We start from the raw sequence: 658 nt of genomic DNA, 5'->3' as shown, positions 1-658 counted from the left end.
GATTCGGATAGGTAAAGACCTAGCAACGCTTTCTTACCTCCAATCGTGAGGCCAAGGATAGTGTAAATCGCCTTGCTGACGTAGCGTCCATCTTCTCGGATTTTTAATGGATGGCATCAAGCCAGACAAAGGGATAAAGTGGGTCTAGTGGACGTTGCTGCCACTCTTTAAGTTCAGGGATTAAGCGGTCTGTCACGCCTGTTATCGTGGCTTCAGAGACATCAATACCATACATATCTTCAACGTGACCACGAATGTCACGATAGCTCATACCAAGTGAGAACATAGACAAGATCTTACGGTCGCTCTCATCAGTGAGCTTAGTTTGGTTTTTCTTGATGAGTTGAGGCTCAAACGAGCCTTGGCGATCACGTGGTGTGTCTAGTTCAAATGCGCCTACTGAAGACTTAACCGTCTTTTTGCTTGAGCCATTGTTGCGGTTTGGTTGGTCGTCATTGTCTAGGTGTAGCTCAAGTTCTGCCTTTTAATGCAGCTTCAGTTATCTGTTTAATAAGGGGAGTTAAGAAGCCATATTTACCTGTCAGGTCTTGTCCTGACTGAAGAGCGTTAATGGCTTGTTCCAGATCGAATTCGTTGGTCATATGTCATTCCTGTTTTATACATATTACTGAAATGACACAGATTTCTAAACACTACC

Annotated in this window: 1 pseudogene; it reads right to left on the bottom strand. The window is 43.9% G+C overall.

Annotation, left to right across the window (positions count from 1 at the left end):
• Positions 1-602, bottom strand: a pseudogene (locus BLO31_RS09250) (IS256 family transposase); the annotation flags it as partial.
• Positions 603-658 lie beyond the last annotated feature (56 nt).

Source organism: Vibrio sonorensis, assembly GCF_001854765.1.
GTDB classification, from domain to species: Bacteria; Pseudomonadota; Gammaproteobacteria; order Enterobacterales; family Vibrionaceae; genus Vibrio; species Vibrio sonorensis.
This window is presented reverse-complemented; position numbering and strand designations above follow the sequence as displayed.